The sequence below is a fragment of the Ancylobacter aquaticus genome (assembly GCF_004339465.1).
In the GTDB taxonomy this organism is placed as follows: domain Bacteria; phylum Pseudomonadota; class Alphaproteobacteria; order Rhizobiales; family Xanthobacteraceae; genus Ancylobacter; species Ancylobacter aquaticus.
This window is the reverse complement of record NZ_SMFY01000001.1, coordinates 592624-605842: the sequence shown is the minus strand read 5'-3', so window position 1 is coordinate 605842 and position 13219 is coordinate 592624. Positions and strand designations below refer to the sequence as shown.

Genomic DNA, 13219 nt, shown 5'->3' with positions numbered 1-13219 from the left:
GTCTCTTAACCTGGGAAAAGGGGGAAAGAATGTCGCTTGTTTCGGCTCTTGCCATCAGTATCGGCGTGCTGGGGGGCGTCGCCACCTGGCTGTTTCTCGGACCTCTGGCCGGCGGCCTGCAAATCTGGGTCGCGTTCATCGCCTGGGCCTGCTTCTTCCACTGCGGTGGCAAGGAAGCCGGCCTCAAGGCAACGGTAACGGCCACCATCGCCGGCGCCGTGATGGCGTGGCTGACGCTGCTCGCGGTCAGCCGTGGCGGTCTTGGCGAGACGCTGGGCCTGCCTGTCTGGGCCGGCATCTGCGTCGGCGTCGGCGTGCTGGTGATGATCCTGCTCGCCAACCTGCCGGCCTTCGCCGCCATTCCGGCGATGGTCTACGGCTTCGCCGCCATGGCCGGCTATGCGCTGCTCGCCACCGACGGGCTCGCCAACCTCACCGCCGGGAGCCTCGCCAACCCGCTGGTGACGATCGTTCTGTCGCTGATCGTCGGCGCCTTGCTCGGCTATGTCTCGGAAAAAGTCGCCGGGATGCTCGTCGCCAGCGGCGGGCAGACGCGCCGCGCCTGACGGGCGCCGCCGCATATCGTGAGAAGGCGCGGGCGGTCTCACGCCGCCCGCGCCGCCACGAGGAGGCATTCCTCGTTGCCGTCACCACCGAGAATCGGCGAGACGAGGCGGTGCGTCACCTTCCAGCCGAGCTCGCCCAGCAACGCCTCGATGCGCGAGACCGCCTCCGCGCGGGCGCCCTCATCCTTGACGATGCCCCCTTTTGACAGCTTGTCGCGGCCGACCTCGAACTGCGGCTTCACCAGTGCCACCAGACGGGCTTCTGCAGCTTGATGAGGCAGCAGCGCCGGCAGTATCTGCTGCAGCGAGATGAACGACACATCCACGGTGACGATGTCCGCCACAGGCACCGCGCCCGGCGCCAGGCTGCGTATGTCGGTTTCCTCCAGCGAGACGACCCGCGCATCGCCCCTCAGCCGCTCGTGAAGCTGCCCGCGCCCGACATCGACCGCATGAACCCGTACGGCCCCACGGGCCAGCAGCACCTGCGTAAACCCACCGGTGGAGGCGCCAACATCCAGCGCTTCCAGCCCCTTGACGCAGAGCCCGGCGACGTCGAGGGCCGCCTCCAGCTTCAGCCCGGCCCGCGATACCCACTCATAGGCCTCCCGCGCCTCGATGGCGGCGGTGGCGAAAATCGTCTCGGAGGGCTTGGCGACCCGCTTGCCATCGGCAGTGACGAGCCCGGCCTCGATCGCCGCCTGCGCGCGGGCGCGGCTGTCGAAGATGCCGCGCTCCACCAGAACGCGGTCGGCACGGTCGCGGCGTGGCGAAGGGGCAGGGGACTTTGCGGAGGACGGCGGGCGCATCGCCGGTCGACCCGGCTCAGCCGCGCAGCAGGGCAAGTGCGGCTTCTTCCTCGCGCCCCAGCGCATTGAAGACCCCGCGCACGATACCCTCGGTGTCGAGCCCGGCCTCGTGCATCTGGCTGGCCGGCGAATCCTGCTCGATGAAGCGGTCCGGCAGCGCAAAGGTGCGAATTTTGAGCCCGCGGTCGAGCGCCCCCGCCTCGGCCAGAAGGGTCAGCACATGGCTGCCGAAGCCGCCGACAGCGCCTTCTTCCACCACCACCAGCACCTCGTGCTCGCGGGCGAGCCGCAGCACCAGTTCGCGGTCGATCGGCTTAGCGAAGCGCGCATCCGCCACCGTGGTCGACAGGCCGAAGCCGGCGAGCTGGTCGGCGGCCGCAAGGCAGGCGGCGAGCCGCGTGCCGAGCGAGAGCAGGGCGATCTTCGAGCCCTCGCGCACGATCCGCCCACGACCGATCTCCAGCGGGGTGCCGCGCGCCGGGCGCTCCACGCCCACACCTTCGCCACGGGGATAGCGGAAGGCGATCGGGCCTTCGTCATAAGCGGCGGCGGTCGCCACCATGTGCATCAGCTCGGCCTCATCGGCCGCCGCCATCACCACCATGCCCGGCAGGGTGGCCAGCATCGGCACGTCAAAGGCGCCGACATGGGTGGCGCCATCGGCCCCCACCAGCCCAGCCCGGTCGATGGCAAAGCGAACCGGCAGGCGCTGGATCGCCACGTCATGGACGATCTGGTCATAGGCCCGCTGCAGGAAGGTCGAGTAGATGGCGCAGAACGGCTTGTAGCCCTCGGTCGCCAGCCCGGCGGCGAAGGTCACGGCATGCTGCTCGGCGATGCCGACATCGAACGTACGCTCGGGAAAGGCCGCGCCGAACAGGTCGAGCCCGGTGCCGGCCGGCATGGCGGCGTTGATGGCGACGATCTTGTCGTCGTGCCGCGCTTCCTCGATCAGGCTCTCGGCAAACACCCGCGTGAAGCTCGGGGCGTTGGAGGTCGCCTTTTTCTGCGCGCCGGTGGCAACATCGAAGCGCTGCACGCCGTGATACTTGTCGGCGGAGGCCTCGGCCGGCGGGTAGCCCTTGCCCTTCTGGGTCACGACATGAACCAGCACCGGGCCGGTCTCAGCGTCGCGCACATTGCGAAGAATGGGCAGTAGGTGGCTGAGATTATGGCCGTCGATCGGCCCGACATAATAGAAGCCGAGTTCCTCGAACAGCGTGCCGCCGGTCCAGAAACCGCGCGCGAATTCCTCTGCCCGCGCCGCCTGCCGGCCGAAGAACTTCGGCAGATTGCCGGCGAGTTGCTTGGCGGTTTCCCGCAGCGAGCGATAGGTGCGCCCCGACAGCAGCCGCGCCAGATAGGCCGACATGGCGCCCACGGGCGGGGCGATCGACATGTCATTGTCGTTGAGGATGACGATGAGGCGCGAATCCATCGCCCCGGCATTGTTCATCGCCTCATAGGCCATGCCGGCAGACATGGCGCCGTCGCCGATCACGCACACCACATTGCGCTGGGCGCCCGCAAGGTCGCGCGCCACCGCCATGCCCAGCCCGGCAGAGATTGACGTCGAGGAATGGCCGGCGCCGAAGGGGTCGTATTCGCTCTCGGTTCGGTTGGTGAAGCCGGAGAGACCCCCGCCTTGGCGCAGCGTCCGCATACGCTCTCGCCGCCCGGTGAGAATCTTGTGCGGGTAGCACTGGTGGCCGACATCCCAGATCAGCCGGTCATTGGGTGTGTCGAAGACATGGTGGATAGCCACCGTCAGCTCGACCACGCCGAGCCCGGCGCCGAGGTGGCCGCCGGTCACGGACACCGCGTCGATCATCTCCTCGCGCAGTTCCGCCGCGATCTGCGGCAACTGCTCCTCCGGCAGGCGGCGCAGGTCGGCCGGCTCGCGGATCGTGTCGAGTAGCGGCGTCGAGGGACGGGTCAAGAACGGCTCCGAAACACATTCGCCGGCCGCGCGCACAGGGGCGCGCCGCCGAGCGAAGTCCAACGGCATACACAAGGACGGCGGGGCGCGCAACGCACGCTCGCGCGACCCCGGGCGCGGGACCGGACGCAACCGCATGTGGAGACCGCGCATGCGGGTCGACGCGGCGTTGGCCTCCCGGCCCGGCTTCCGTTAAAAACGCGGGATGGAAGCACGAGTCGCGACGTCGGCGCACAGGGACGACAGGCCGGAGGCGCCCGCCGGCACGGGGGCCGCCACCGACAGCCCGCGGGTCGACGAAGCCAGCCCCAAGGCGCCGTCCAGCCGAGTCTTCCGTCGGCTGGTACTGTTTTTCCCCGGCCATGACCCCACCGACATGGATTATCACCATGGCCGTTTTGCCAACCAAGCGGAGCGGTTCGGCAAGCTGTGGTCGGTCGAGGTGAGCGTGACGCCCCGGCTCGACGACGGCGAGCAGCACTATGCCCGCTGGGAGGCGAGCGCGCGCGGCCCCAATTGGTCGACCCGCACCGAGTATCGCATCCTGCGCTGGGAAGACATCATCGGCGCGCTCGACGCTAGGCCCGACCCGGTGCGGCTGTGGCGCGGCTTTGGCGGGCTGTGGGACTTTCTGCGCGGTGGCGCGGCGCGGGGCTATTTCCGCGCCAGCCCGCGCTATGGGGCCTTCTTCTTTTTCCCCTATCTCATCTGCGCGCTGTTTATCGCCGGAGCGGTTCTTGCCGGAGCGGTGGCGCTTTGGACGTTGGGGTCGGTCCTTCCCGCCCCGTTCGCCTGGCTCGCGGCCCTCGCCGCCGGCAGCGCCACCTTCTTCGCCCTGTTCCACCGGCCCGGACGCGACTGGCGCCTGCATCAGGCGCTCGACGACTGGGACCTGGCGCGCGACTACCTGCGCGACCGCACTCCCGCCCTCGACGCTCGGCTCGACCGCTTCGCCGACGTGCTGTGCGAAGTGGTGCGCGCCGGTGGCCATGACGAGATCATCCTGGTCGGCCACAGCCTGGGGGCGACGTTGATGCTTGGCGTGATCGAGCGCGCGCTGGACCTCGATCCCGGGCTGGCGGACGGCCCGATGCGGGTGAACCTGCTCACCTGCGGCGCCACCATCCCGAAGCTCGCTCTGCACGCCAAGGGCGGCAAGGTGCGGAGGCAGGCCGCCCGTGTTGCCGCAACCCCTCGCCTGACATGGGTCGAGTATCAGGCGCGGCACGACGCCATCAATTTCTACAAGTTTCACCCGGTGACGCTACGCCGCGCCGGCTTCGATCACCCCGAACCCAGCCCGCCGGTGCTGCGCAATGCCAACATCAAGGAAATGCTCACCCACGCCAAGCTGAAGCGGCTGCGCTGGCACGCCATGCGGCTGCACTACCAGTTCCTGCTGGCGAATGAGCAGAAGGCGCCCTACGACTATTTCATGTTCGCCCTCGGCCCGCTTTCCTTTCCCGACCTTTCCTCCCGCGCAGAGGGGCCGGTGGGTCGCTTTGCGGCGGATGGCTCCCTGATTGCCTGAACCAACGGACGCTTCATGACCCTTCTCGTCGCCGCCAAGATCGTGTGGGCCGCCGGCTGTATCGGCTGGTACGTCATCCGCCTGCCCTTCGAGCGCAAAGTGAAGCGCGAGCGCGTCATCGACGCCCGCGACCGGCTGCGCGAGCTTGTGCTGCTTTCCTGCTCGACGATGGGTCTCGGCATCGTTCCTCTTCTCTGGGCGACCTCTCCCATCTTCAACGCAGCGAACTACCCCTATTCGCTGCTGCAGTTCGTGCTCGGCACCCTCACCTTCATCTTCTCGCTCTGGCTGTTCCGCCGCACGCACCGCGATCTCGGCAAGAACTGGTCGGTGACGCTGGAGATCAAGGACACGCACAAGCTCATCACCGGGGGCGTGTACCGGCACGTGCGCCACCCGATGTACTCGGCCTTCTTCCTGTGGGCGCTGGCGCAGCTCATCCTGATCCCGAACTGGATCGCCGGCCCGGCCGGCCTCATCGGTTTCGGCATTCTCTATGCCTTCCGCATCGGCCGCGAGGAGAAGATGATGCTCGACACCTTCGGCGACGAATACCGCGCCTACAGCGCCCGCACGGCGCGGCTGATTCCCGGCGTGTACTGAAAGAAGGGGAGCGCGGCATGCTGGAGCTTCGGCCGAACTGCGAATGCTGCGACCGCGACCTGCCGCCGGAGACGCGGGAGGCGCTGATCTGCACGTTTGAGTGCACCTTCTGCGCCGATTGCGCCGGTGAGGTGCTGAGGGGCATCTGCCCCAATTGCGCGGGCGAGCTGGTACGGCGGCCGGTGCGGCCGGCGGCAGCGCTGACGCGTCACCCGGCCTCGACGGTGCGGGTGTTCAACCCGGCGTGCCGCAGCCGGCTGACGGGCTGAATACCGTGCCGGTGAGCCGCGTTCCCGCGAACCCCTGTCCGGCGACCTGCGTACAGAAAGCCGACCATTGGCACCCCGTGCAGGCCGCACGGATGCCGCCCTCGGCAAAACCCCGGCGCATCCGCTCGACCCGCTCCACCGTCAGGGCGATCGCCCGGCCGGCTTCCAGCGGGCGGCCAAGTAGCTTCGCAATCGCCGCGCGCGCCTGCACGTCGCGCATGGCAACGCTGGCATTGCGGCAATGGTGCTCGGGCTCGCCCAGCATGGGCGCGCAGATATCGTCCGGCCCCTCCACCAGTTCCACCGCTTCGCCTGCATCCAGCCGGGCGACGATGCGCCGGTAATTCGCAGCGAAGGCGGGGGTATAGCCCTTACCGACGAAGGTGAGCAGGCAGAGCAGATGGTGGGCGCGCAGCCGCACGGTCATGGGGTAAGGCCTGGCGCGCGGGGAGGCCCTGCCCTCGCGCCTATTCCCCGTCCAGCGGCTGGGTGCCGGCCGGGCGGCCATCGGCGCTAAGCGTGATCTTCTCGACCCGCGCCTCGGCATCCTTCAGCAGCGCGTCGCAGCGCGCCTTGAGTGCCTCGCCGCGGGCATAGAGCGCGATGGATTCCTCCAGCGGGACATTGCCGCCTTCGAGCTTGGCGACGATGGTCTCCAGCTCGGCGAGGGCCTTTTCAAAGCTCAGCGCGTTAACGTCCGCCGCGTCGGTCATCGCGTTCTCCTCAATGAGTCGCGCCCCTTATACAGGCAGCGGGCGCCATGCTCACCCCCATGCCGCGCCCCTCACCCGCGCATCAGCGCCATGACATGGGCGGAGGCCGAACGGGCCAGCCCTTCAAGGTCGTAGCCCCCTTCCAGCACCGAGACGATCTTGCCACCACAATGCTTGTCGGCGATGTCCATCAGCTTCTTCGTCACCCAGGTATAGTCGTCTTCCAGCAGGTTGATATTGCCGAGCGGGTCGCGCGTATGGGCGTCGAAGCCGGCGGAAATGATCAGCAGTTCCGGCCCGAAGGCCTGCAGGCGAGGCAGGATCCGGCTCTCGAAGGCGGCGCGGAAATGCTCGCCATCGTCACCCGAACGCAGCGGCGCATTGACGATGTTGTCGGTTGTCCCGCGCTCGCCCACCGCGCCCGTGCCGGGAAACAGCGGCATCTGGTGGGTGGAGGCGTACATCACGCTCGGGTCGGAGAAGAAAATCTCCTGAGTGCCATTGCCGTGATGCACGTCGAAATCGACGATGGCGACACGGCCGATGCCGTGCACCTTCTGGGCATGGCGGGCGGCGATGGCGACATTGTTGAACAGGCAGAAGCCCATGGGGGTCCGGGTTTCGGCGTGGTGGCCAGGCGGGCGCATGGAGACGAAGGCGTTGCTCACCTTGCCGGACAGCACCTCGTCGACACCGAGCACCGCCCCGCCGACGCCGCGCCAGATCGCCTCGCCGGTGCCGGGCGACATCACCGTATCGCCGTCGATCCGCACCATCCCCTCATCCGGGCTCGCTTCTTCCAGCGCGGCCACGTAATCCTCGGGATGCACGCGCACGATATCCTCGCGCGCCGCCACCGGCGCCTGCTCGCGCGCCAGCGTGGCGAACTGCTCGCCCTCGAACACCCGGTTGAGCACCCGCACCCGGTCGGGGCGTTCGGGGTGGCCGGAGGGCGTGAGGTGTTCGAGGCACGCGTCGTGCGCGATCAGCAATGTGGTCATGGGGGTCCTTTGGCGTCTTTTGGTCGTTCCGGCCGTTGGCTGTCCTCGCCCGGCGGCTGGTGGACGATATGCCACGCTGCCGCGCGGGGCCAGCCTGAGCCCGCCGATTCCCGTGCGGACTGGCACGACTGCCTCACCGAGCCCACCGTTGACCGGCACGACGGGACATCCTATCGGAGCGCGCCTGAGCGGGAGATGCAAGCGGTGGCCGAGAAAACCAGCGACGGGGCGGAAATGCGGGTGCGAGCGACCCGGGTGCTGCCGTCGGACGCGGCCGGCATCGCCGAAGCCGCACGCCTTCTGCGGGCCGGCGCGCTGGTGGCGCTGCCGACCGAGACCGTCTACGGCCTCGGCTGCGACGCGACCGATCCTCTCGCCGTCGCCAGTCTCTATGCCGCCAAGGGCCGGCCGAGCTTCAACCCGCTCATCGCCCATGTCCCCGACATCGCGGCAGCGCGGCGTGTCGGCATCCTCACCCCGGCCGCCGAGACGCTCGCTGCCCGCTTCTGGCCGGGACCGCTGACGCTTGTGGTGCCCGCCCTTGAGGGCGCTACAAGCGAACTGGCCCGCGCCGGCCTTGCCAGCGTCGCCATTCGAATCCCTGCCCACCCGGTGGCGCAGGCGGTGCTGGCGGCTTCCGGGCGGCCCATTGCCGCTCCCAGCGCCAACCGCTCCGGCCATGTGTCGCCCACCACCGCCGACCATGTCCGCGCCGATCTCGACGGCCGCATCGACCTGATCCTGGACGCCGGGCCCTGCGCGGTCGGGGTGGAATCGACAATTATGGACTGCACCGGCAGCACGCCGGTGTTGCTGCGCCCCGGCGGGCTGCCGCGCGAGGCGATCGAGGCGGCGCTCGGCTTCCCTTTGGCAGACACCGCGCCATCGCTCGAAACCGCCGGCTCGCAGACCGCGCCGCTCGCTCCCGGCATGCTCGCCTCCCATTATGCCCCCTCCGTGCCCGTGCGGCTCGACGTTCACCATGTCCAGCCCGGCGAGACGCTACTGACCTTCGCGGGCGCCCGCCCGCCCGGCAGCGAGGCGGCGGCGCTGGTGCGCGACCTCAGCCCGTCCGGCGACCTCGTCGAGGCGGCATCCCGCCTGTTCGCCCTGCTGCGCGAACTCGACGCCGGCGGCGCAGGCGGCATCGCCGTAGTGCCGCTGCCCCGTCACGGGCTTGGCGAAGCGATAGCCGACCGCCTGCGCCGGGCCGCCGCCCCGCGCCCCGACTGAATGACGCAATTCCAGCTTCTTCGCCCATTGCCGTAGCGGCATTAACGCTCGGGCAAGGTTAATGCGCGACAACTGGATGGCCGGATGCGTCCGCTCTTGCCTGTGACCAGGGAAGCACGCAGCGGCGGGTTCTGTTGCGTGATGGTGCGTAGGCGTCGGGTGAACATGCGAATCTCAACGCGCGTTCGGAGTGTGGGGAAGACCGGCGCCACCGCGCTGGCGCTCCTCTTCGTTGGCTCCTCCGCCATTGGCCTGCAGGACGTGCGGAGCCGCCTGACGGGCCAGCCCGGCGTTGCCGAGCGGGTCCGCATCTCCATCCTCGGCGAGCCGGTGCATCTGCTGAAGGCCTCCACCTTCTCTTGGCCGTCGCGTTCCGCCCTGCTCGCCCCTTCCGAGATCACCATCCCGCCGCCGGCTGCCCTGGCGGTCGACATCAACCGCACCGCCAAGGCGGACAGGCTGGCACTCAAGTCGGCGGCACCGCTCGATGCCGACCCGCTCGCCGTCTCCGGCGTGGCCACGCCGGCGAGCCTCGCCGGTGCCGGCACCGGAACCGGCACCACGCACGGCGCCGGCATCGGCACGGAACCGGCCAGCTTCGCCGGCACCGGCACCGATCCACTGGAAGACGACGACAACGCCGAACTCGCCGCCGCACCGGGGGATGGGCTTTACGCCGTAGCGGCCGGCGACCCGACCGGCGACCCCGCCCAGCTGGAGCTGGATGGTCCAGGCCTCGATGCCCGCGAGACCGAAATCCGCGTGCCCGGCGACGGCGCGCTGGCCGCAGCGCTGGACGGCGCCGGGACCGCGCCCGCGTCCTCGTATGAAAGCGATCCGGCCCTTCCGCTCTATCGCCAGAACGCCTTCATCTTCGGGCTGGACGAAACGGCCCTGCCGCCCCAGCCCTTCCTGCACATGAGCGCGTTGCCGGCGGGCGACAGCGGCACCACGGACGCGCCGAAGGCAGAGGACGACCTCCAACGCGTCACCGAAGGGCCTTCGCCGGCCGAGCGGCTTGGCCTCGCCGGCAAGCGGCGCGAACGGGCGGAAAAGTGCCTTGCCGAGGCGGTCTATTTCGAAAGCCGAGGCGAACCGCTACGCGGGCAGGTTGCCGTGGCGCAGGTGGTGATGAACCGCGTTTTCTCCGGCTATTACCCCGCCGACATCTGCCGCGCCGTCTACCAGAACGCCCATCGTCGGCTCGCCTGCCAGTTCACCTTCGCCTGCGACAGGGTCCGCGACGTGGTGACGGAGCCGGAGCTGTGGAAGCAGGCGAGGGAGATTGCCGGCGACATGCTGGAAGGGCGCGTCTGGGACCCGAAGGTCGGCCGGGCGACGCATTACCATGCTCGTTCGGTTCGCCCCTACTGGATCCGCGAGATGCGCAAGCTCGACCGCATCGGCGAGCACACCTTCTACCGCCCTCGCCGCTGGACCAGCTGAGGCCCGGATAACGGGCGCCGACGCAAGCGGCGCCGCTCTCAGCTGGCGCAGATCGCGCAATCGGCGATCGCCGGCTGGCCCAGTTGCTGGGCGAGAACCAGCGCCTGTTCGCGCGTGTCCGCCGCGTGCCAGCGGCCACTGGGCCCGGAACCGTCTGCGTGAACGCCACGCCCGTTATTGCACATGCAGCAACTGCGCCGATGGACCCGTGCATAGCCATGCGTCAGGTTCTCATACACCCAGAATTCGGCCATCCGTCGCCCCCGCCCCGTCGCAACGGGCACCTTAGCACCGCTAGGCCAACAAGAAAAAGCCCGGCCTGAGCCGGGCTTTTGTCGTTTCGCAGGATCGGACGCTCAGTTGAGCTTCGACGTTACTTCGGCCACGGCCGCGTCGAGGACCCGGTCGGCGGCGCTGCCGACAAGCTGGGTGGTCAGCAGGAGTTCCGAAGCCTTCACCGCCGCATCGGCGGCGGCGGCCTTAACCTCGGCGAGCGCCTGCGCCTCGGCCTGAGCGATCTTCTGCTCGGCCATTTTGGTGCGGCGAACGATGAGGTCCTCCAGCTTCTGCTTGGTCTCGGCGGCAAGGCGCTCGGCCTCGGCCTTGGCGGTGGTGATGATCGCCTCAGCCTCTTCCTCGGCCTCGCGCTGGCGACGCTTATACTCGGCGACGAGCTTCTGCGCCTCTTCCTTCAGCCGGCGCGCCTCTTCCAGCTCGTGCCGGATGCGGTCGCCGCGCGCGTCGAGCTTGGAAACCATGCCCGAGAAGGCTCCTGCCTTGGCCAGCAGGAGAAAGAAGATCACGAAGGCGACGGCGACCCAGAAAGTATCGCTACCCATGGTGCGCTCCTCAGCCCTTGATGGCGGTGTCGACCGCCTCTTCGACGGCGCCCGGCGCGGGCGTGGCGCCGATCAGCGTATTGACGATGGTGCCGGCCGCCTCGACGGCGATGCCGCGGACATTGGCCATGGCCGCTGTCTTGGTGGCGGCGATCTGCACTTCGGCCGCCGCCAGCTTGACGTTCAGGTCGGCCTCCAGCGACTTGCGGCGCGTCTCGGCTTCCGCCGCCAACGTGTCGCGCGTCTCGGTAGCGATGCCATGGGCCTTGGCGCGGGCGCTGGCGAGCGCCGTTTCATAGGCCTCGGCCGCCGCTTCGCTTTCCGCCTTCAGCTTGCCAGCTTCCTCGATGTCGTCGGCAATGCGGTCATGCCGTTCTTCGAGGATGGTGGCGATGCGCGGCAGGGCCACGCGGCTCATCAGCAGGTAGAGCGCGGCAAACGCGATCACCAGCCAGAGGAGCTGCGAGGGAAAGGTGTGAACGTCGAAGGGGGGGAAGTTGCTACCGTGTGCTTCTGCTGCGGGCACGGCAATCTCCACACCACTCGCGGCCGGCAGGGTGCCGGGCGACGCCTGGGCGACAATGATAGCGGCCGGACCGTGGGGCTCGGACATGGGTTCAGACTTCCTCGATCACTGCTGAGTGCATCTCATCCCGGCTGCGCAGGCCCGCTGGGGCCCGCGCAGCCGGGTGAGGCATCAGACCACGAAGAGGAGGACGAGGGCGACGACGAGCGAGAAGATGCCCAGACCTTCGGCGAGCGCCGCGCCGATGAAGGCACGAGCGAACTGGCCATCGGCCGCCGACGGGTTGCGCAGGGCGCCCGAGAGGAAATTGCCGAAAATGGTGCCGACGCCGATGGCGGCGAGACCCATGCCGAGCGTGGCGAGACCGGCGCCGAGGAACTTGGCGGCTTCCGCTTCCATGATCTTCTCCTGTTGGAATAGTCAGATTGGTTGAATGGCTGGATGAGCTTCCCGCGACGCGCGGCTCAGTGACCGGGGTGCAGCGCGTCGTTGAGATAGATGCAGGTCAGCACCGCGAACACATAGGCTTGCAGGGCGGCGACCAGGAATTCGAGGGCCGTCAGCGCCACCACCATGGCGAGCGGCAGTACCGCGCCGAACCAACCGACGACGCCCGACGCCGTCATCATCACGATGAAGCCGGCGAACACCTTCATGGCGATATGGCCCGCCAGCATGTTGGCGAAGAGACGCAGCGAAAGGCTGATGGGACGCGAGAGGAACGAGATGACCTCGATCACGACCATGAAGGGCAACAGGAAGGCCGGCACGCCCGAGGGGACGAACAGGTGCAGGAAGTGGGTGCCGTGGCGCACGAAGCCGTAGATGATGACCGTCAGGATGACCACCAGCGCCAGCGCGGCGGTAACGATCAGATGGCTGGTGACGGTGAAGGCATAGGGGATCATCCCCACCATGTTGGCGGTCAGCACGAAGATGAAGAGCGAGAAGACGAGGGGGAAGAACTTCATCCCCTCATTGCCCGCCGAACCGCGCACGGTGGAGGCGACGAACTCGTAGGAGAGCTCGGCCATCGACTGCAGGCGCCCGGGAACCAGAGTGCGGCCACGGGTGGCGAAGGTGAGGAAGAAGAACACCAGCGCCACGATGCCGAACATGAAGGCAGCGGAATTGGTGAAGGCGAGCTCGATGCCGCCAGGCTGCCCCAATTCCACGATCTTGATGATCTGGAACTGATGGATCGGATCGATCACACTGCCGCTGGCCATCGCCGGTCGCTGCCCTCAACACGCGGCGCCGTCGGCGCCCGTCCCCATCTCAAGCACCGCGAGAGCGGCACCGTCCGTTTATCTGGCGCCCGCCGCAGGGCCGGCACCGAATTCGTCACGCCCCGCCTTTCGGTGGGCTTTTGCGGCCGGTTTCCCCCGCCGCGCGCATCATGTTCACGATGCCCGCGCCAAAGCCCAGCAGCATGAAGACGATCATTCCCCAAGGCGCAATGCCGAGAAAACGATCGATGGCCCAGCCGAGGCCGGCACCGACCAGCACGCCCGCGACGAATTCGGCACCCAGCCGAAACGCCAGCGTCATGCCAGCTGAAGACGACGTCCGGTCCACCGTGGCGGACGCCCTCTGCTCGGCTTGCCGCTCGGCCTGCACCTTGTCCAGCGCACTGCCAAGACCGCGAAGCCGGCCGGAGAGTTCAGCCTCCGACGGGTCCGGCTGAGCCGATCCACCATGGTCGTCCGTGTTTTTTCGGTCGCCCATCATCCGCACTCAAGCC

The 13219-nt window shown here is 68.5% G+C and carries 17 protein-coding genes; 6 read left to right on the top strand and 11 right to left on the bottom strand.

Going from position 1 to position 13219, the window contains the following annotated elements:
- Positions 1-29: 29 nt before the first annotated feature.
- Positions 30-566, top strand: coding sequence for a DUF1097 domain-containing protein (locus EV667_RS02820; RefSeq protein WP_131833803.1), 537 nt, complete (start codon positions 30-32; stop codon positions 564-566).
- Between the two features lie 38 nt (positions 567-604).
- Here the strand turns inward: EV667_RS02820 and EV667_RS02815 are convergent, their stop codons facing one another.
- Together EV667_RS02815 and dxs are read right to left on the bottom strand one after the other, a co-directional pair.
- The gene (locus tag EV667_RS02815; protein ID WP_131833802.1) at positions 605-1375 is read right to left on the bottom strand and encodes a TlyA family RNA methyltransferase; all 771 of its coding nucleotides are present in this window, start codon (positions 1373-1375) and stop codon (positions 605-607) included.
- A gap of 16 nt (positions 1376-1391) precedes the next feature.
- Positions 1392-3314 carry a 1-deoxy-D-xylulose-5-phosphate synthase gene (gene dxs / locus EV667_RS02810; RefSeq protein ID WP_131833801.1) on the bottom strand — a complete coding sequence of 641 codons (1923 nt, stop codon included), beginning with the start codon at positions 3312-3314 and terminating at the stop codon, positions 1392-1394.
- Between the two features lie 205 nt (positions 3315-3519).
- On the opposite strand from dxs, the gene EV667_RS02805 reads away from it, so the two are divergent.
- From EV667_RS02805 to EV667_RS02795, 3 genes are read left to right on the top strand one after another with little or no spacing between them, the layout of a single operon-like run.
- Positions 3520-4845: a hypothetical protein gene (locus EV667_RS02805; RefSeq protein WP_245515944.1), complete on the top strand. Its 1326-nt coding sequence runs from the start codon at positions 3520-3522 to the stop codon at positions 4843-4845.
- A gap of 15 nt (positions 4846-4860) precedes the next feature.
- Positions 4861-5448 (top strand): protein-S-isoprenylcysteine O-methyltransferase, encoded by a 588-nt coding sequence (locus EV667_RS02800; protein WP_131833800.1) that lies wholly within the window; start codon positions 4861-4863, stop codon positions 5446-5448.
- Between the two features lie 17 nt (positions 5449-5465).
- Positions 5466-5717: a DUF1272 domain-containing protein gene (locus EV667_RS02795; protein ID WP_131833799.1), complete on the top strand. Its 252-nt coding sequence runs from the start codon at positions 5466-5468 to the stop codon at positions 5715-5717.
- On the opposite strand, the gene EV667_RS02790 is transcribed toward EV667_RS02795, so the two are convergent.
- From EV667_RS02790 to EV667_RS02780, 3 genes are all read right to left on the bottom strand, one after another.
- Positions 5683-6144, bottom strand: a complete 462-nt coding sequence (locus tag EV667_RS02790) for a DUF1284 domain-containing protein (protein WP_131833798.1) — start codon at positions 6142-6144, stop codon at positions 5683-5685. The genes EV667_RS02795 and EV667_RS02790 overlap by 35 nt on opposite strands.
- 40 nt (positions 6145-6184) lie before the next feature.
- Positions 6185-6430: an exodeoxyribonuclease VII small subunit gene (locus tag EV667_RS02785; protein ID WP_131833797.1), complete on the bottom strand. Its 246-nt coding sequence runs from the start codon at positions 6428-6430 to the stop codon at positions 6185-6187.
- A gap of 71 nt (positions 6431-6501) precedes the next feature.
- Positions 6502-7431, bottom strand: coding sequence for a histone deacetylase family protein (locus EV667_RS02780; protein WP_131833796.1), 930 nt, complete (start codon positions 7429-7431; stop codon positions 6502-6504).
- A gap of 234 nt (positions 7432-7665) precedes the next feature.
- Here EV667_RS02780 and EV667_RS02775 point away from each other — a divergent pair, with 234 nt between their 5' ends.
- Positions 7666-8664, top strand: a complete 999-nt coding sequence (locus EV667_RS02775; protein WP_207907706.1) for an L-threonylcarbamoyladenylate synthase — start codon at positions 7666-7668, stop codon at positions 8662-8664.
- Between the two features lie 192 nt (positions 8665-8856).
- Positions 8857-10110 carry a cell wall hydrolase gene (locus EV667_RS02770; RefSeq protein WP_131833795.1) on the top strand — a complete coding sequence of 418 codons (1254 nt, stop codon included), beginning with the start codon at positions 8857-8859 and terminating at the stop codon, positions 10108-10110.
- Between the two features lie 38 nt (positions 10111-10148).
- Here the strand turns inward: EV667_RS02770 and EV667_RS02765 are convergent, their stop codons facing one another.
- The 6 genes from EV667_RS02765 to EV667_RS02740 all read right to left on the bottom strand — a co-directional run bounded on the left by EV667_RS02765 (position 10149) and on the right by EV667_RS02740 (position 13206).
- Complete coding sequence (locus EV667_RS02765; protein ID WP_131833794.1) at positions 10149-10364, bottom strand: hypothetical protein; 216 nt, start codon at positions 10362-10364, stop codon at positions 10149-10151.
- A 102-nt stretch (positions 10365-10466) separates the two neighbouring features.
- Positions 10467-10949: a F0F1 ATP synthase subunit B family protein gene (locus EV667_RS02760; protein WP_131833793.1), complete on the bottom strand. Its 483-nt coding sequence runs from the start codon at positions 10947-10949 to the stop codon at positions 10467-10469.
- A gap of 10 nt (positions 10950-10959) precedes the next feature.
- A complete protein-coding gene (locus tag EV667_RS02755; RefSeq protein ID WP_131833792.1) occupies positions 10960-11562 on the bottom strand; it encodes a F0F1 ATP synthase subunit B in 603 nt (200 codons plus the stop codon).
- 84 nt (positions 11563-11646) lie between these two features.
- Positions 11647-11874 carry a F0F1 ATP synthase subunit C gene (locus tag EV667_RS02750; protein ID WP_131833791.1) on the bottom strand — a complete coding sequence of 76 codons (228 nt, stop codon included), beginning with the start codon at positions 11872-11874 and terminating at the stop codon, positions 11647-11649.
- Positions 11875-11939: 65 nt separating this feature from the next.
- On the bottom strand, positions 11940-12689 hold the full coding sequence (locus EV667_RS02745; RefSeq protein ID WP_207907705.1) for a F0F1 ATP synthase subunit A: 750 nt from the start codon (positions 12687-12689) through the stop codon (positions 11940-11942).
- Positions 12690-12819: 130 nt separating this feature from the next.
- The gene (locus EV667_RS02740; protein WP_131833789.1) at positions 12820-13206 is read right to left on the bottom strand and encodes an AtpZ/AtpI family protein; all 387 of its coding nucleotides are present in this window, start codon (positions 13204-13206) and stop codon (positions 12820-12822) included.
- Positions 13207-13219: the final 13 nt, after the last annotated feature.